Source organism: Acinetobacter sp. P1(2023), assembly GCF_028367635.1.
In the GTDB taxonomy this organism is placed as follows: Bacteria; Pseudomonadota; Gammaproteobacteria; order Pseudomonadales; family Moraxellaceae; genus Acinetobacter; species Acinetobacter pittii_E.
The window spans coordinates 160,201-178,538 of record NZ_JAQNDD010000002.1; the positions used below are offsets into that span (position 1 = coordinate 160,201).

Genomic DNA, 18,338 nt, shown 5'->3' on the forward strand with positions numbered 1-18,338 from the left:
AGCGATAAATATAAAGAAGAAAATATCTGTATAAATCGTCAATACCTGAAAATTGATATTTTTCGTTAAGATAATATTGTTATGCAAAGGATTATCTATTTTTCAATAAATCTCTTTGCATATTCTATTGCTTAAAATAATAGCTTTTGAGTTCCCTCAAGACCTATATCTGAAAGTTGATGTTCGTCTTTTAAATTAACTCCTGAAAAGCCGAGCTGTTTTGATTTTTTCATTAATGCCACTAAACGTTGTACTGCAACTGGAATACTTAAACCTGCTGAGCGAACATTAGAAATACAATTACGTTTGGCATCAAGGCAACCCGAATATGCATTCCATGTGTAGTAAATTCCCATACTATCCGGAGAGCTTAAACCAGGGCGCTCACCAATCAGCATCACTAGCATGGATGCTTTAAAGATTTCTGCGACTTCATCACCCAAAGCAACTCGGCTACCTGTAGCTAGTGCAATTGGTGCAAGGCTCCAGTTTTCTTGCTGAATGTGTTCACTTAGCGCGGTAATAAATGGAATAGCATTCGCTTCAATCGCTCTTGCTGAAAGTCCGTCACCAACCACAATACAAACATCGTATTGTTGAGGGTCTTCTGCATACTTCTTAATTAAGACATCTTTTGATTGATCTGAAAGCTGGCGCCCTAAATCCGGGCGTTTAAGATAAATTTCTTTATTAGATGCATTGCTTTGAACATGAAGACTTTGCAGCTGCCGTTGCGCTAATTGCTCAGATAAAGAGGAAACATCCATATCTTGATAAACCGCATCTTTTGCTTGCGCATGCGACAACTGGAACTCAAGTAAAGCGCGTGTTGGAATGCTACAACCAGCACGGCCCAGAGCAATACGAGCATCAGTAAACTGTTTAAGTTTTTCCCACTGATCTTGATGGGTGTTTGAGAGATATTGAATATCACGGTTCAGTTTCATAGTGTTCTCCCTAGTTCATGAGCAGACGAGAGAATTGGTCAGGCATGTGGTCTGCCCAACAGATTTGAGAGTTTTGTTGTTTAAAAATACCTTGCTGCTCAAGCCAAGCGGAAAACTCAGGAGCGGGTTTTAAACCTAAAAGTTGCCTTAAATATAAAGCATCATGAAACGAAGTCGTTTGGTAGTTGAGCATGACATCGTCTGAACCCGGAATTCCCATAATAAAGTTAATGCCCGCGGCGCCAAATAAAGTGAGGAGAACATCCATATCATTTTGGTCAGCATCGGCATGGTTGGTATAGCAAATATCGCAACCCATCGGTACACCAAGTAACTTACCGCAGAAGTGATCTTCTAAACCTGCACGTATAATTTGTTTACCGTTAAAGAGGTACTCAGGGCCAATAAAACCAACGACTGTATTTACTAAAAGCGGGTTATATTTTCGGGCTACAGCATAGGCACGCGTTTCTAATGTTTGCTGGTCCACGCCGTGATGAGCATTACTTGATAGGGCACTGCCTTGACCCGTTTCAAAGTACATAACATTTTGTCCAATGGTTCCGCGTTTAAGTGCGAGCGTGGCTTCATATCCCTCTTGTAGTAAATCGAGTGAAATTCCAAAACCTTCGTTTGCCAGTTGGGTGCCAGCGATTGATTGAAACATTAAATCAATAGGTACATTTTTTTCAGCCAGTTGAATACCTGAGCTGATATGTGTGAGTACACAAGATTGTGTTGGAATTTGATATTCCTGAATCACATGATCAAGCAATTTCAGTAGCTCTGATAAATTATGAAGGTTATCTGTGGCAGGGTTAATACCAATCACTGCATCACCATTGCCATACATTAAACCATCTAAAATACTGGCAGAAATACCGAGCACATCGTCGGTCGGGTGGTTCGGTTGTAAACGGGTAGAAAGATGGCCTTTTAAACCAATCGTGTTACGAAATTGGGTGACCACTTCACATTTACTGGCGACATAAATCAAATCTTGATTGCGCATAATTTTGCTGACAGCAGCCACCATTTCTGGAGTTAAACCCGATGCTAAAGCTTTTAAGCTTTGGGCAGTGGCATCTTCTCCAAGTAACCAGTTTCGAAAATCGCCTACTGTAAAGTGTGAAATAGGGGCAAAGGCCGCCAGATCATGTTCATCAATAATTAGTCGTGTAATTTCATCAGTTTCGTAATCGACCAGAACCTCATTTAAAAAGGTTTTAAGTGGTACATCGGCCAAAGTCATTTGTGCCGCAACATGTTCAGTTGCATCTCTGGCTGCAACACCTGCTAATTCATCACCAGAACGTAGTGGTGTAGCTTTGGCCATTAACGTTTTTAGGTCAGCAAAGTGATACTGTTGATTGGCGACAATATTGCGATAACTCATAGTTGCATCCTTTTTTATAGTTCTTGTTCTGCGGCTTTAATATTTGCAAACTCTTCTTCTGGTGTACCTTTCACTAAATGATAGCGGCTGTAGAATAAAAAGTAAGCAATAAATACGATATAGATAGCGGCAGCAATAAACCAAACTTTCGGATTAACAATAAAGCCTGCAACTACAGCAGCGACTGCTAGAACCAAGGCGATACTTGAAGTAACGATTCCTCCAGGAGTTTTATAAGGACGAGGCATGTCGGGTTTAGATAGACGGAGTTTGATGTGAGATAAGAGAATCAACACATAAGAAATGGTTGCGCCAAAAACTGCGATTAAAATCAGTGAATCGCCTTCTTTGGTCAGTGAAAGCAAGAACCCGATAATGCCCGGAATAATAATTGCAAGATAAGGGGCTTTATTTTTGTTAGTTAACGAGAGTGAAGTAGGTAAGTAACCAGCTCGTGACAATGCAAAGATTTGACGTGAATAGGCATAGATAATTGAGAAGAAACTTGCGATTAAACCAGCTAAACCCACAAAATTTACAAAAGTCGCAAGCCAAGTGTTGGTGCCATAAACTTTAACCAATGCATCGACGAGGGGAGCGCCTGAGTTTTGTAAAGTACTTGCACCTGCTGCGCCTGCACCCAAGAATAAGATGAGCATAGCAAACGCCGTTAATATGAGCATTGCACCGATTAAACCGCGTGGGAGAGATTTAGCTGGATCTTTTGCTTCTTCAGCTGCTAAAGGAACACCTTCAACTGCGAGGAAAAACCAGATTGCAAAAGGAACTGCTGCCCAGATACCCAAATAGCCATGAGGTAGAAAACGACTTGCACCAGTTGCTGTGCCAACTGGAATATCTAACAAATTTTGCGCATTAAAATGTGGAATCATTGCGACAATAAACACAACTAGAGCAACAGCTGCGACAAGAGTAATCGCAAACATAATTTTTAAGGCTTCACCAGCACCTTTTAGATGTATGCCCATAAAAATGGCGTAGCAGGTAAGATAAATCATCCAGCCATTAATGCCAAATAGAGATTCGCAATAACCGCCAATAAATACGGCAATCGCAGCGGGGGCAATTGCGTATTCAATTAGAATAGCTGTGCCCGTTAAATAACCACCAAAAGGACCAAAGGCAGCACGTGCAAAACTATAACCGCCACCTGCTGTTGGCATCATGGTGGACATTTCTGACATAGAAAGACACAGGCACAGATACATAATTGCAGCGAGGGCAGTGGCAATAAACATGCCACCCCATCCACCTTGAGCTATACCAAAGTTCCAACCGGCAAAATCACCCGATATCACATAAGCTACGCCTAAACCAATCAGGAGTAACCAACCCACGGTACCTTGTTTAAGTTGACGCTGAGCAAAATATTCTGCTGATGAGACTTCTGCACTTGAAGAAATAACTGAAGCTGTTTCTGGTTGATTCATACAATACTCCTGCGAGTGGGTTTGTATGAATGAATGAATGCAAAAGCAATGCCTAAATGATGTGCTTTAAATATTAGATGACGCTTTTTTATTCCGGATAGTAAAAGTCTGAGAGCTGACTGTACTAAATAAAAAAGCCAGCAATCTAAATTACCGGCTTTTAATATAATTAATGACCTTACTTCTTTCTAATGTTGATAATTTGGTATCAACTTGGTGCGAAACTTAGAAGAAGCCCATTGGTTTAGTTGAATAACTCACTAACAAGTTTTTGGTTTGTTGGTAGTGATCAAGCATCATCTTATGGTTTTCACGGCCAATACCTGACTTCTTATAACCACCAAATGCAGCATGTGCAGGGTAGATGTTATAACAGTTTGTCCAAACACGACCCGCTTCAATAGCTCGACCAGCACGATAAGAAATATGAGCTGAACGTGACCATACACCTGCACCTAAACCATACATGGTGTCATTGGCAATTTTGATTGCATCGTCAAAGTCTTTAAATGTTGTCACAGCAAGTACAGGTCCAAAAATTTCTTCTTGGAAAACTTGCATGCTGTTGTGACCTTTAAAAATAGTCGGATCAACATAGTAACCATCACCTACTTCTTTACGGCCACTACCACCTAGTAAAAGTTCTGCGCCTTCTTCACGACCCGTGTTAATACAACGTAAGATTTTCTCTTGTTGTTGTAGCGATGCTTGAGCACCAATCATGGTTTCAGTATCAAGTGGATGACCAGTCTTAATACGTTTTACACGTTCGACAGCCATCTCTAAGAACTGGTCAGCAATACTTTCTTGTACTAAAGCACGAGAAGGGCAAGTACATACTTCACCTTGGTTTAAGGCAAACATGGCAAAACCTTCAAGCGTTTTTTCCAAGAAGTCATCTTCTTTATCCATGATGTCTTCAAAGAAAAGGTTTGGTGACTTACCGCCCAGTTCTAACGTTACTGGAATAATATTTTCGGTCGCATATTGCATCACCATTTGTCCAGTTTGAGTTGACCCTGTAAATGCAATTTTGGCAATACGTGGATTTGTCGCTAACGGGCGGCCGACTTCTGCACCGAAACCATTAACAATATTAAGGACACCCGGCGGTAAAATGTCTTGGATCAGTTCAGCGACCAGCAAAATACCCACTGGAGTTTGTTCAGCTGGTTTAATTACCACACAGTTACCCGCTGCTAATGCAGGTGCAAGTTTCCATGCTGCCATTAAAATTGGGAAGTTCCATGGAATAATTTGGCCAACAACACCGAGTGGTTCATGGAAATGATAAGCAATGGTATCTTCATCAATTTCAGAGATACCGCCTTCTTGAGCACGAATACATCCTGCGAAATAACGGAAATGGTCAATCGCAAGTGGAAGGTCAGCTGCCAAAGTTTCACGGACTGCTTTACCGTTATCCCAAGTTTCTGCAACAGCAAGCATTTCAAGATTTGCTTCTAAACGATCAGCAATTTTTAAAAGTATATTTGAGCGTACCGTTGGTGAAGCTTTATTCCATGTTGCTTTCGCTTTGTGCGCTGCATCTAGAGCGAGCTCAATATCTTCGGCACTAGAGCGTGGAATACGTGTAAAAGCTTTTCCGTCAACAGGAGATACATTATCAAAATATGCACCCTTTATAGGTGCTACCCATTCACCGCCAATAAAATTTTCATATTGTGATTTGAATTGAACTTTTGAGCCTGGTTGATTTGGATCGATATAGCGCATATAAATATTCCTTTGCTTTTTAGGACTAAAGACTAACAAGAACCCTGTCAGTAGGTACTTTCGTACTTTGTATAATTAGGATATAAAGAAGAAGGTTGGAGAAAGGTTGGAATAGAAATGTGGATATATAAGGAATTTACAAATGTTCACAAAAAAGGATTTATTGCAGCAACGGACGTTGATTGATCAACTGCGCACGCAAAATAGTCTCTCTCCTCAAAACGCTGCCAAACTCGGCCAAAGTATTGCAAGCTCTTGGGAACGATCAGCTTCTGCTGCGATTCCTAAAGAACGTTTTGCTGCTCCATTAGTCGAGAAAAAAACTGCTTCACAGAATGCTTTAGATCTGGCTTTAAGCCAATGTGCCGACGACTTGCGTCATATTGCAGAGCAATCTTCAATGGTGATTGCTGTCGGTGATATCGGTAGTACCATTATTTGGACGGCGCCAAGTGCTCAAATGCAAAGTGCTGCTGAGCGTGTGCATTTTGTACAAGGTGGACAGTGGCGTGAAGAATTTGTAGGCACTAATGCTTTGGCTTTATCTTTAAAAACTCAACAATCAAGCTGTGTTTTTTCAAATGAACATTATATGGAATCAATTCATGATTGGGTGTGTTATGCGGCACCAATTATCGATCCATACTCGAAACAAACTCTTGGTGTCGTTGATTTATCGACGACTTGGAAGAATCATAATAGTTTAGGAATATTGGCTGCTGAACGTTGTGCATCTATTATTCAATCCGCTTTGCTAGAGCAGCAGCGTCAACAGTTACATATTCGTGCATTTTCGACACCGCAAGTCAAATTTAACGGCAAAAGCTTGTTATTAACGCCGCGTCAAATTGAAATTTTGACGATATTGGCCTTATGTCCACATGGCTTAACTTTAGAGCATCTTTATCAGGCACTCTATGGCGAACGTAAAGTCAGCATGGGTACACTTAAAGCTGAAATGTCTCAACTACGAGATATTTTGGGGGGCTTACTTGGTTCTCGTCCCTATCGTCTGCTTGTGCATGTTGAAGCCGATTTTTTACAAGCTGAACAGGCACTGGATGCAGGATATGCGGCTTCTGCTTTGCAGCTTTACACAGGCGTATTTCTGGCAAAAACTGAAAGTCCATTTTTATGTGCATGGCGTGACTGCCTTGAGTCACGTTTGAGCGATGCAATTTTTAAAACCCAAGAAACAGATTTATTACTTAAGCATCTCGCCCATTTCCCTGAAGCAATCGATGCGGTAGAACGCCTGATGGAGCTATTACCGAGTGAGCATCCTGCGCATCAATTGCTGGTGAAATACCTTGATTCACCTAAACTCAGTTAAGTGATTTTTTGATCCAGCCACTGGAACAATTGTTGATAGACTTGTTCTCGTACTGGCTGGGCCGAAAGAACTAAGTCGTGCAATCCATTTTGAATAGGGACAATAGAGACATCGCCTTTGATTTTTTTACCAAATTTCGCAATGTCTTTAACGTCTAAAATCACATCGCTTTGAGTCGCATCTGTTCCCCATTTTTTAGGGTTTTTAGTTTGATGTGAATGCATAATGAGTGCGGGAATATTCAGTTTAACGCCGCGGTGTATTTCTTTTTGTGCCGTATGAATTGCATGTAGAAAGCTGAGTTGAACCGTAGGGGCAGAGGTAGGTTTCCAGTCCAGATTAAAGTCCCATTCACCCTTAAGCTGTTTGTGAAGGCTGGTGGTGTACCATTTGTTAAGTTTGCTTGGAAATTTAACCTTAGGCAGATATTTTCCTACTCGACTGAGCACTGGAATACCGAATTTTTTCTCGACCAAGCTTAAATTAAAGTCGTAAAACGGACTATTCGCCCAGAGCGCTTTAATAAGAGGATGAGCTGGATGATGGGCAGCATAAAGTGTTGCTGTCAAACCGCCAGTTGAATGCCCTGCAAGTAAAACTTGATTGTGTTGCTCTTTGCCAATAATTTCTAATGCTTGAGTAATTTCGGCATCATATTCATTTAAATCAAGCACATTATAGAAAATTTGATGAGGCAGCTTTGAACGGCCGTATTTTCTGAGATCGAGTGCATAGAAGTCATAACCATGGGCATTGAATTGCTCAGCCATTTCGGTTTGAAAGAAATAATCTAAAAAACCATGAACATAAAGTACGGCTTTTTGAGACGGTTGAGAGGCCTTTTTACGCACTAAAGTTGCTACAACTTTACCTTCATAATCACTAGGAAAGTTGAGTGTGAGCTGTTCGTAGCCAGTACCTAAAATATCTGGAACATAAGTTTGATTAGCTGAAGATGTATTCATTTTTATCGAGCTATTGTCATTAAGTCATGCAGAGTATCCTTCAATGAAATGGGCGAATTGTCAATCAGGTTTAGAGAAGGTTGGAATAAAGGTACTAAAAAAAGGGAATACCGCTGGAGCTAAGTATTCCCAAAAAAGTAAGTCAACGGTCGGAGGGATTTGACTTACTAGAGGGATATGCCATTACATCAGTATTAAAGTGCTGCTTTGAAAATCTCCACAACTTGTGCATGGTTTGCTTTACGAGGGTTGGTGAGCATACATGCGTCTTTTTGAGCGTTATCGGCCATGACAGCAAGGTCTTCGGTTTTTACTCCAAGCTCTGTTAAACCAGATGGGATACCAATCGATGAAGACAGTTTGCGAATGGCATCAATTGCAGCATACGCAGCTTCTGTTAGAGTCAGCCCTTGAGTATTCACACCCATTAACTCAGCGATTTTTGCATAACGATCTGGACAAGCAATTAAGTTAAATTCACATACGTGTGGTAACAAAATTGCGTTACACACACCGTGAGGTAAGTTGTAAAAACCACCTAACTGGTGCGCCATTGCATGAACATAACCTAAAGATGCATTGTTAAATGCCATACCAGCCAAGTATTGTGCATAGCTCATTGCATCACGCGCTTCGATGTTTTCACCATTGGCAACTGCAGGTTGTAACCATTGACTAATCATCGTGATGGCTTTTTCTGCACAGGCATCAGTAATTGGATTTGCCGCCGTAGAAACATATGCTTCAACTGCATGGGTTAACGCATCCATACCTGTTGCAGCGGTTAAACCTGCCGGTTTTGCAATCATAAGTTTCGGATCATCAATCGCAATAAGTGGGGTACAGCGCCAGTCAACAATTGCCATTTTTACGTGAGTGTCTGTATTGGTAATAATACAGAAACGAGTCATTTCAGATGCAGTACCAGCCGTTGTATTCACTGCAATCAATGGCGTCATCGGAACCTTACTTTTATCGATGCCTTCGTAGTCACGAATATGACCACCACCTGCAGTAACTAAGCCAATCCCTTTTGCACAGTCATGAGATGAACCGCCACCTAGAGAGACAATAAAGTCACAGCCATTTTCGTTATAGGCATTCACACCGTTGTGAACATTAATATCGGTTGGGTTAGGTTCTGCACCTGGGAAAATATGGCTCGCGACGCCTGCTTCAGTTAAATAGTTCGCGATAAGATCTGCAACACCAAATTTAAATAAGCCTTCATCGGTCACAATTAATGCTTTTTTTGCGCCGAGGTTTTGTGCCTTTATACCTATTTCTTTGGCACATCCTGGTCCAAAGAGTGATACGCATGGAATATAAAAACCGTTTGTTTGATCTGCAATATTTTTAAAAGCCATGGAGTGATTCCTTTTCCATAAATCCATTGTTTGTTATTACAGGTGAGCCTCACCATGGCCTTAGTATTGTGATGTGAAGATTATTTTCCTACCTACCAAAAACCTACCAAATATTATTTGTTTATTAATTATTGATTTATGGATGCTTTTTAGAAAGTTTGGCACATTCATTTAATTCTTTCGGGAAAATCGTTAAGCTATGGGCTGTTGAAGATGTACTTATGAGATTATGAAACAGGAAACTGCGCTTAAACTGCTTAAAGCAGGTGAAAATGTCTTTTTAACCGGTTCGGCTGGTGCAGGGAAAACCTATACACTTAATCAGTACATCCAATACCTAAAAGCACGTAAAGTGCCTGTAGCGATTACGGCATCTACAGGTATTGCTGCAACGCATATGAACGGTATGACTATTCATACATGGGCTGGTATCGGCATTAAAGATCAGTTAACCGATGATGATCTAAAACGCATGAAAGAGCGTAAATACCTCAAGGAACACCTTGAAAATGCGCAAGTTCTTGTGATTGATGAAATATCAATGCTCCATGCGAAGCAGCTTAATTTGGTCAACCAAGTTCTAAAATATTTTAAAGAAAGTGATGAAGCATTCGGTGGCATTCAAGTCATTGTGGCTGGAGATTTCTTCCAGCTGCCACCTGTTGGCCGTAATGGTGAAGCCAATCGAGACAAGTTCTGTTTTATGTCAGATGCATGGGTCGAAGCTAAATTTCGCGTATGTTATTTAACAGAACAGCACCGTCAAGACGATGAAATTCTGAACCAGATTTTAAATGCTATTCGCGCGCAAAATATTCAAGCAGATCATTTACAAGCACTACGTCAATCACGCTCACACGATATTGGTGAGACCTTTACGCGTCTTTACACGCACAATATGGATGTCGACAATATCAATTATCAGCACCTAAATGAAATTGATAATGAAGGGCACCAATTCAATGCTGTTTTAGATGGTAATGAAAAACTATTAGAAACTTTAAAATCTTCTGTTCGTGCGCCAGAAGAGTTAACGCTTAAAAAGCATGCCAAAGTCATGTTTGTAAAAAACAACTTTGATATGGGTTATATCAACGGAAGTTTAGGCGAAGTCATCGGCTTTGAAGAAGATGACGAAAATGGCTTACTGCCGAAAGTAAAATTGACCGATGGCACAACATTATTGGTTGCTCCTGAAACATGGTCAGTTGAAAATGAAGCAGGTAAGGTTATTGCAAGTTTTCAGCAGATTCCACTTCGCTTAGCATGGGCGATTACCATTCATAAAAGCCAAGGTATGACTTTAGAAGCTGCCGAAATTAACCTCATGAACACTTTTGAAAAAGGTCAGGGTTATGTTGCACTTTCGCGCTTAAAATCTTTAACGGGGTTAAAGCTATTAGGTATTAATGAGCAAGCTTTAGAATTAGACAGTTTAGCTGTCAAAGCCGATCGCCGTTTTCAAGAGCTGTCTAAAGAAGCCGAAGATAACTTTGCAGATGTAGATTTAACTGCTCAGCATAAAGCCTTTATACGTCACTGTGGGGGTACCTTAAATGAAACTGAGATTTCTCGTAATGAGAAAAAACTCGCAAAAGGTGGCAAGCAAAATTACGCTACGGCAACGCTAGACGAGACACGTGTCTTGTTTGAAGAAGGCTATGAAATTGAAGATATCGCGCATGAACGTGGACTAACCCCAGCGACGATTATTAATCACTTGGCTCGACTTCATAAAGAGCAAAAGCTAGATATTTCGGTTGCCCATCCGGGTGAAGAAGTGGTCGAAGAAATTCGTAAAATTTATAAGAAGCTTAAAAAACGCCAAAATCCAGATCATTTTTCTGATGATGGTTCGATCAAACTAAGACCAATTGTTGAGGCAACCAGCCCTCGGATGGGATATGATCAAGTTCGATTAGCTTTATTATTTATTGAGTAAAGTTTAATTCGCTTAATGACTTATTATATAAATTGAGGTGGCTATGCCGCACGTTGTAGTTGATTATTCAGAAAATTTAACTGGATTAAACGCAAAACAATTACTTGAAGAAATTAATACCACGCTTATTGAGACAGAGCTATTCAGCCCAGAAGATATTAAAAGCCGTGCGCGTAAAGATGATTTTTTCCTCATTGGCTTAGGGGCTGATCAAGCCTATATTCATGTAAAAGCCTACATTTTGTCAGGAAGAACAGCCGAACAAAAACAACTTATGGGTGAGCAGTTATTAGAGGCACTCAGCAACAAAAAATATCTACAACCAGATTTTAATAAAGAAATTCAATTGTGCGTTGAGCTTATCGATATGCCAAGAGAAGATTATTTTAAGCAAGTTGTATAACACTAAAAAAGCGCAATTTCGATCAAGAATAGAGATGAGCACTATGTAAAAGTAGTGCTATCGAATGAACAGACATAAATGTATGGCTGTATATATACAAAAGCTGCAACTGGTTTGCGATTATATTCAAAGACATTTAGATGAAGATTTAGATGTTGATCGATTGAGCCAGATTGCGGCCTTATCCAAGTTTCATTTTCATCGAATTTTTGCCATTCATATTGGCCTAAATGTGATGAAGTTTATTCAACTTTCTCGTTTAAAGCGGGCCTCTTTTCAACTGGCATTTGAACCTGATCTCAAAATTATTGAGATTGCATTGCAAGCAGGGTTTGATAGTCCAGAAGCTTTTACTCGTGCATTTAAGCGTTCATTTGATCAAACTCCTCGGGCTTTTAGAGAGAAACCAGACTGGGAATCTTGGCACCAGAAGTTTGTTTTTACGATTCCAAAAAGTGAGTTAAAAATGAATGTAAATATTGTTGAGCGGCCTGCTGAAAAGATTGCCTATCTGTCGCATTTAGGCAGTCCAGATAAAGTCTTTGAAACGGCTGCACGTTTTATTGCTTGGCGTAAAGAAACGGGTTTATCACCTGTGACCAAATCTAGAACTTATGGTATTCCGTTTGCTGACCCTGAACAGACGCCATCTGAAGAGTTTAGATTTGATATTGCGGGTTCAATTAAAAAGGCTGTACCTGAAAATACTTACGGCGTACAAACAGGAGAAATTCCTGCTGGTCGTTATGCAACCGTAAGGCATGTTGGTAGTCATGACCAGATTAAAGATAGTGTGTATTACATCTTTAGAAACTGGTTATCCGAGCAATCAGAAGAAGCTGGGGATTATCCTGTTTTCTTTCACTATCACAATTTTGTACATGAGGTGAAAGAGTCCGAGCTTATTACAGATATCTACTTACTTTTAAAGTAAGTGTAAGTGATACAGGTCTAACTTAGGTTATGCCTGTAGGTTTAAAAGTTTGATATCAGCATATTGCTCAATTAAGTTGGCATCTAACATATGGATATAATCCATAAAGAGGGTACTAAAACTTCCCATAGTTTGTGCTTGATTTGCTGCCAGTTTACCTGCAATAGCGAAGTGAACATGAGCTGAAAGTGCGGCAATGCTTGGGGTAGTCACAGTGCTATATGCTGCAATTAATGCACCCAAAGCGCAGCCAGTTGCAGTAATTTTGGGTTGTAATGGACTTCCACCATTTACTTGGATAACGATGTCTAATTCTTTAGATAAAATGTAATCTGACTCGCCTGAAATAGCGATACAGTTCGCATGTGTTAATAGTGAAAAAGCTTGTTGATAAGCTTGGTCACTGCTTAAAGTGCTGTCTACACCTTTAGATTGAACTTGGTTGCCTGCAAGCGTACTGATTTCTGAGGCATTACCTCGAATAACGCTTGGCTTAAATTGTAAAAGCTCGTCCGTCATTTGACTGCGCCAAGCTAAAATTGGTCCATAGCCGACTGGGTCGAGTACCCAAGGAATATTATGAAGCTGTGCTGTCTTTGCAGAGATTTGCATAGCTTGCATTTGCTCTGAGGTTGGCGTGCCCAAATTAATGCTTAAAGCTGATGAAATCTTGGTAAAACTTTCGGCTTCATAAGGATTATCAATCATGGCAGGTGAAGCACCAGAAGCAAGCAACACATTGGCTGTATAGTTCGCTGCAACGCTATTGGTAATACATTGCACAAGAGGCGTTTTTGCCTGCATGTTTTGCCAAGCTTCAATTACTTGCTCAATTAAAGTCGATGCTGATGTCATATTATTATCCTTATCAAGCCAAAGTGATTATAGATTTAGTGAGTGAAATAATGATCTTGATGCTTACATCTCTGGCAAATCAAAGAAACATAATCGGCCGCATCATAATCAACAGTTAAATCATTTGAACCACAATGCATACAACGTTTAACCGAATAAAAGTTTAAACGCGGTTCAATTTTACGCCATGCTTTCCAGACAGGTTGTACGAATATCTGTTCGTCATAGCCTAAGAAGCGGTTAAGCAAAATATAGCTCATTTTACTGTATGGAATATTGTGAGGACGAGGCAGCATTGAGGTTTCCCACTTTTCGGCTAAGGCTCTCTCACGATATTGTTCTAAGGTTTTCTTTAATAAATTGGTATTAATAAATTTTTCATTGCGCGGCTGTAGGGCCTTTTGTTTATAAAGATATTCGAGCGCCGTTTGAATCAAATAGTAAATTTGTCCAATCGCTAATGAATCCATTAAACGGTAGCAAAAAGTTTGGAAATGAGTACTTCCTGCAATTTGAACGCCCCATGTTCTACAATAGAACTGCATAAACTGGATAATTTCTTGATAGAGCACCTGAAATAGCACATCTTTCACTTCATCGGCACTGCGAAATGGTATACCGAGACTTAAGTTTTCATAAAACCAATGGCGTAGTTGCTGGGCAACACTAAATAAACTTGGGTCGCTATAACCATCTAGTCGAATATTTAGATAAAAGCATTGAGGTTCATCCGCTTGGTCTTGAGCGTTTAAAATTCCATCTTTATGAAGTTGTTTAATTAGATAGTTTTGAAACATCCAGTTCGGAGTAATGTGATGGGATTTAATCCGGTCCCAGTGAATGTATTCATCATGTGCAATATCATCACGGGCATAGTCATCAAGTACACTAAGTAAAAATAATTTATGTAAAAAACTCAGTTGTTCCAGACTTCGCTGTGGTTGATCTTTTGACTTAAATTGGCGTTGTTCTTGTAAGCGTGTTTGCTGTAAAAGCTTTTTACGTTGTTTAGTACAAGTTTCACAGTGGCACGTCATTTTTTCATCTTTAAATATGCGGTGCTGACAATGACTGCATTCATGAAATTGAATGTCTTGTTCAAATTGCTCGGCATCTACCCAGTACATCGAAGCTTGGCAGAGAGGACAATGGCTACTTTCATCTAGCTGTTTTTGTAGAATTTGTAAGGCCATTTTGCTCCGAACATAAAATAAAAAATGAAAGGGCTATTATACACAGCAACGCTATCGATGGCTGAGATTGTCTTTTTGTTTGTTGCTAAAATAGAAAGACCTAAAATCTACGTTTAGATTTTAGGTCTTCATCATAATTCGAAGTTTAATTAAACAGGGCACGGCAAGCTCTCATCATGTTGACTAAGTTTTTTAGCATTGATAAGTGCCTGTACTTTTTTACTTGGTAATTTAACTTTACCTAAAGCGTCATAAGTATTGACGATTGTAGTTACCTCTTGAGCTGTCATTGAAACGCCCTCGGCAGATAGAAAAACTGCAATCACGTGGTGGTCAAGTCCTGCTGCGTCTAAATCATGAATCGCTTTAATATTTTCTAAGCGATGAAAATGTGCTTTTAATTCCATGTTAATACCTCTTGTCTCATTGAAATATTCATATTGGTCTATGAGAGAAGGCAAGAACCATGCCCAAAATGTAAGCTGACTCTAAAAAATGTTAAAAGCTGAAGTTGTTTTATTTTTATTGTATAGATTGATTATATAAGCAGCGATTATCGTAAATTTGGTCTAATCTGTGCTAATAAAAGACGATTCTAATTTGAAATGTATAAATGAAGTCCCATTAATTTTATAAAGGTAAGTAAACACAATATGTATGATTGAATATGGTCAACTCATAACAATTTGTACTACGGTTTCCGAAAAGTATATAAGGAATAAAGATGAATATTGCGGCACAGCCTCCAGTTCAGGCAGATCAAACAGTTTATTTAAAAGATTATCAAAAACCTTCGTTCTTGGTTGAATCCATTAATCTTGATATTCAAGTTTATGACGATAAAACAATTGTTGATTCAACATTGGTGATGAAGCGCCAAACTGCTGGAGATCTGGTGTTATTGGGCCGTGATCTTGAGTTGCAATCTATTCAGCTCAATGGTCAAGTTCTCACTCCTGCACAATATTCACTCGATAGTGAGCAACTGGTGATCACTGATGCACCAGATGAAGTCATTTTACAAACACAGGTCATTATTCATCCTGAAACCAATACTCAGCTTGAAGGTTTATATAAAGCAGATGAGTTATTTGTTACGCAAAATGAGCCTGAAGGTTTCCGCAAAATTACGTTCTATCCAGACCGTCCGGACGTACTTTCTGTCTTTACGACACGTGTAGAAGCAGACAAAAAATATCCAGTGTTACTTGCTAATGGTAACTTGCTTGAAACTGGTGAAGTTGGTGAAAACCGTCATTTTGCAATCTGGCAAGACCCGACTAAAAAGCCAAGCTATTTATTTGCTTGTGTCATTGGTGATTTAGCTGTACTTAAAGATCGGTATACGACTTCTGAAGGGCGTGATGTTGCTTTAGAAATCTATGCAATTGAGAAAGATATTCCAAAATGCCATATCGCGATGGAAGCATTAAAGCATTCTATGCGTTGGGATGAAGAACACTATGGCCGCGCATATGACCTCGACAACTATATGATTGTTGCGGTGAGCCAGTTCAACATGGGTGCAATGGAAAATAAAGGTTTAAATATCTTTAATACTTCATGCGTGCTTGCTGATGAAGAATACACCACGGACGCTGCGATCATGCGTGTACAGTCTGTAATTGCCCATGAATATTTCCATAACTGGACAGGGAACCGTATTACTTGCCGTGACTGGTTCCAATTGTGTTTAAAAGAAGGTTTAACGGTATTCCGTGATCAGTCTTTCTCTGAAGATTTACAATCTGCTGCGGTTCAACGTATTGATGATGTTGCTGTACTTAAATCGCATCAATTCCCTGAAGATGCAGGTCCATTGTCGCATCCACCACGTCCGGACCATTTTGTCGAAATTAATAACTTCTATACAGCGACAGTCTATGAAAAAGGTGCGGAAATTAACCGCATGATGTCGACTTTGTTGGGTAAAGAAAAATACCGTAAGGGTACGGATGAATATTTCCGCCGTCATGATGGCCAAGCCGTGACTGTAGAAGATTGGGTTGCTGCATTATCAGCGGGTTCAGGTGTCGATTTATCTGCATTCTTAACTTGGTACAACCAACCGGGTACACCAAAGCTTGAAGCAAAAGGTGAATATGATGCGGCAGCACAAACTTACCGTTTAAGCTTTAAACAAAGCCTAAAAGCACACCCTAAATATCCAAATTTAAAAGCGGTTCCGATTCCTGTAGCTTTAGCCCTATTTAATGCGAAAACAGGTGAACAATATACACTGCACAGTGATAGCCTATTCGTAAATGATGTTAAAGATGGCGTGTACTTGTTTGACCGAGATGAGACAACTATTGAATTTACAGGGGTGACCGAGCAACCGGTAGTGTCGTTACTGCGTAATTTCTCTGCTCCGGTAAATCTTGTATTTGATTATACTGATGAAGAATTAGCATTCTTAATTCAGCACGAAACAAATGGTTTTAACCAGTGGCAAGCCACACAAACTTTGCTTGAACGTATTTTGTTAGAAGACCATTCTGCAGATGCTTACATTAAAGCTATTCAAAGTACGTTGCCTGAGTTAGTGGGTCGTGACCCGCTTTTAGCATCGCGTTTGTTTGATGTACCAAGTGAAGGTTATTTAGGTAGCCGTATCGATCAAGACTATGCACCATCTGATATTCATGTAAAACGTGAAGCTTTGCTGAATCGTTTGGCGCAAGAATTAGGTTCATTCTGGAAAGATACTTACCTAACGCTTGACCCAGACCTGCAAAAAGAATTTTCTTTAGCGATGGGTGTACGTGCGTTAAAGAATATCATGCTCATGATGATGGCTCGTCAGGGCGATCAAAGCGCATTTGAATTGGCGCATGTGCAATATCAAAACACAGGCAATATGTCTGAACGTTTAGGGGCACTACGTGTATTGGTTTGGCAAAATGCGCCTCAAGCTCAAGAAGTGCTTGCTGATTTCTATGACCGCTTTAAAGATGAGGCTTTGTCCTTAGATCAGTGGTTTATGATTCAAGCTGCGAATCCAAATGCGACCGCAGAAACAATTGAGTACTTAACTCAACATCCTGACTATGATTTAACAACGCCAAACCGTATTCGTGCTGTAAGCGGTGGCCTATCAAATAACCCTGAAAATACGTGGGGCTTTGGTGTAGCTCACTTTATTAATCTTGCACAATATCTAGACGAGAAAAATCCAATTTTAGGTTCGCGTCTATTACAGGTATTGTCACGTTGGTATACGCTTGCAGAGCCTCAGCGCACTCAAGTTCAGCAGGCTTTACAAGCATTACAGCCTAAAGTGAAATCGAAAAACGTTTCTGAAACTTTAAATAGTATGCTGAGTGTTTAATTAGTTTGAAATAAAATAAATAAAGGTCTCATATGAGGCCTTTATTTTATATCTCTACAGAAAGATAGTATTCAGAAATTCTTTCTATAGTGATTTTGCTGTAGATAGATTACTTAATATTTTGCTCATGGCTTTAATCATGATTATTAATAATCTATTTAAAATATACCTTTAAATAAATCTAAAAAGCAAAATAAACATAAATAAATGTGCTAAATAATCCTTTCTTATGGATTAATTTAATAAAACCGATTGACATATTTATTTAAATTTTTTCTAATAAATTTTATTGTAATTTAATAAATATATTTAAAATCAATAACTTAATTTTTATAATGTTAATGAATTGTTATTAGTGGTTAATTTGGGTAAGTATATTTTATTATTTGAAATTTCCAATAAAAATACTGTCAAACATTTTAATTTTTTTTATGTATTATACCAAAAATAGGGTAAAAATATAAGCTCTAAAAGAGCAGTCAAA

Annotated in this window: 14 protein-coding genes; 5 read left to right on the forward strand and 9 right to left on the reverse strand. The window is 39.4% G+C overall.

The genetic code is table 11. The features are described 5' to 3' along the window. Positions 1–131 precede the first annotated feature (131 nt). From eutC to exaC, 4 genes are all read right to left on the reverse strand, one after another. Positions 132–947 carry an ethanolamine ammonia-lyase subunit EutC gene (eutC, locus tag POD11_RS03840; protein ID WP_262456449.1) on the reverse strand — a complete coding sequence of 272 codons (816 nt, stop codon included), beginning with the start codon at positions 945–947 and terminating at the stop codon, positions 132–134. Between the two features lie 10 nt (positions 948–957). Next, positions 958–2,343 (reverse strand): ethanolamine ammonia-lyase subunit EutB, encoded by a 1,386-nt coding sequence (locus tag POD11_RS03845; RefSeq protein WP_262456450.1) that lies wholly within the window; start codon positions 2,341–2,343, stop codon positions 958–960. A 14-nt stretch (positions 2,344–2,357) separates the two neighbouring features. Continuing rightward, positions 2,358–3,794 (reverse strand): ethanolamine permease, encoded by a 1,437-nt coding sequence (eat, locus tag POD11_RS03850; protein ID WP_262456451.1) that lies wholly within the window; start codon positions 3,792–3,794, stop codon positions 2,358–2,360. A gap of 225 nt (positions 3,795–4,019) precedes the next feature. Then, a complete protein-coding gene (exaC, locus tag POD11_RS03855; protein WP_224991302.1) occupies positions 4,020–5,531 on the reverse strand; it encodes an acetaldehyde dehydrogenase ExaC in 1,512 nt (503 codons plus the stop codon). Positions 5,532–5,673: 142 nt separating this feature from the next. Here exaC and POD11_RS03860 point away from each other — a divergent pair, with 142 nt between their 5' ends. Beyond that, entirely contained in the window at positions 5,674–6,864 is a 1,191-nt protein-coding gene (locus POD11_RS03860; RefSeq protein WP_016140618.1) for a helix-turn-helix domain-containing protein, read from the forward strand. On the opposite strand, the gene POD11_RS03865 is transcribed toward POD11_RS03860, so the two are convergent. Continuing rightward, positions 6,861–7,829: an alpha/beta hydrolase gene (locus tag POD11_RS03865; RefSeq protein WP_239969189.1), complete on the reverse strand. Its 969-nt coding sequence runs from the start codon at positions 7,827–7,829 to the stop codon at positions 6,861–6,863. The two genes, POD11_RS03860 and POD11_RS03865, sit on opposite strands and share 4 nt — an antisense overlap. A gap of 194 nt (positions 7,830–8,023) precedes the next feature. Next, positions 8,024–9,196, reverse strand: a complete 1,173-nt coding sequence (gene mdh / locus POD11_RS03870; protein ID WP_016140620.1) for an iron-dependent methanol dehydrogenase — start codon at positions 9,194–9,196, stop codon at positions 8,024–8,026. 229 nt (positions 9,197–9,425) lie between these two features. On the opposite strand from mdh, the gene POD11_RS03875 reads away from it, so the two are divergent. From POD11_RS03875 to POD11_RS03885, 3 genes are all read left to right on the forward strand, one after another. Continuing rightward, positions 9,426–11,138, forward strand: coding sequence for an AAA family ATPase (locus POD11_RS03875; RefSeq protein WP_016140621.1), 1,713 nt, complete (start codon positions 9,426–9,428; stop codon positions 11,136–11,138). 43 nt (positions 11,139–11,181) lie between these two features. Then, complete coding sequence (locus tag POD11_RS03880) at positions 11,182–11,541, forward strand: 5-carboxymethyl-2-hydroxymuconate Delta-isomerase (RefSeq protein ID WP_239969190.1); 360 nt, start codon at positions 11,182–11,184, stop codon at positions 11,539–11,541. A gap of 82 nt (positions 11,542–11,623) precedes the next feature. Further along, the gene (locus POD11_RS03885; protein WP_239969191.1) at positions 11,624–12,475 is read left to right on the forward strand and encodes an AraC family transcriptional regulator; all 852 of its coding nucleotides are present in this window, start codon (positions 11,624–11,626) and stop codon (positions 12,473–12,475) included. Between the two features lie 27 nt (positions 12,476–12,502). Here the strand turns inward: POD11_RS03885 and thiM are convergent, their stop codons facing one another. The 3 genes from thiM to POD11_RS03900 all read right to left on the reverse strand — a co-directional run bounded on the left by thiM (position 12,503) and on the right by POD11_RS03900 (position 14,930). Beyond that, positions 12,503–13,330: a hydroxyethylthiazole kinase gene (thiM, locus tag POD11_RS03890; RefSeq protein WP_239969192.1), complete on the reverse strand. Its 828-nt coding sequence runs from the start codon at positions 13,328–13,330 to the stop codon at positions 12,503–12,505. A 35-nt stretch (positions 13,331–13,365) separates the two neighbouring features. Next, positions 13,366–14,523 carry a hypothetical protein gene (locus POD11_RS03895; RefSeq protein WP_262456456.1) on the reverse strand — a complete coding sequence of 386 codons (1,158 nt, stop codon included), beginning with the start codon at positions 14,521–14,523 and terminating at the stop codon, positions 13,366–13,368. Between the two features lie 149 nt (positions 14,524–14,672). Next, on the reverse strand, positions 14,673–14,930 hold the full coding sequence (locus POD11_RS03900) for a hypothetical protein (protein ID WP_239969194.1): 258 nt from the start codon (positions 14,928–14,930) through the stop codon (positions 14,673–14,675). Positions 14,931–15,247: 317 nt separating this feature from the next. Here POD11_RS03900 and pepN point away from each other — a divergent pair, with 317 nt between their 5' ends. Beyond that, the gene (pepN, locus tag POD11_RS03905; RefSeq protein ID WP_262456458.1) at positions 15,248–17,854 is read left to right on the forward strand and encodes an aminopeptidase N; all 2,607 of its coding nucleotides are present in this window, start codon (positions 15,248–15,250) and stop codon (positions 17,852–17,854) included. Positions 17,855–18,338: the final 484 nt, after the last annotated feature.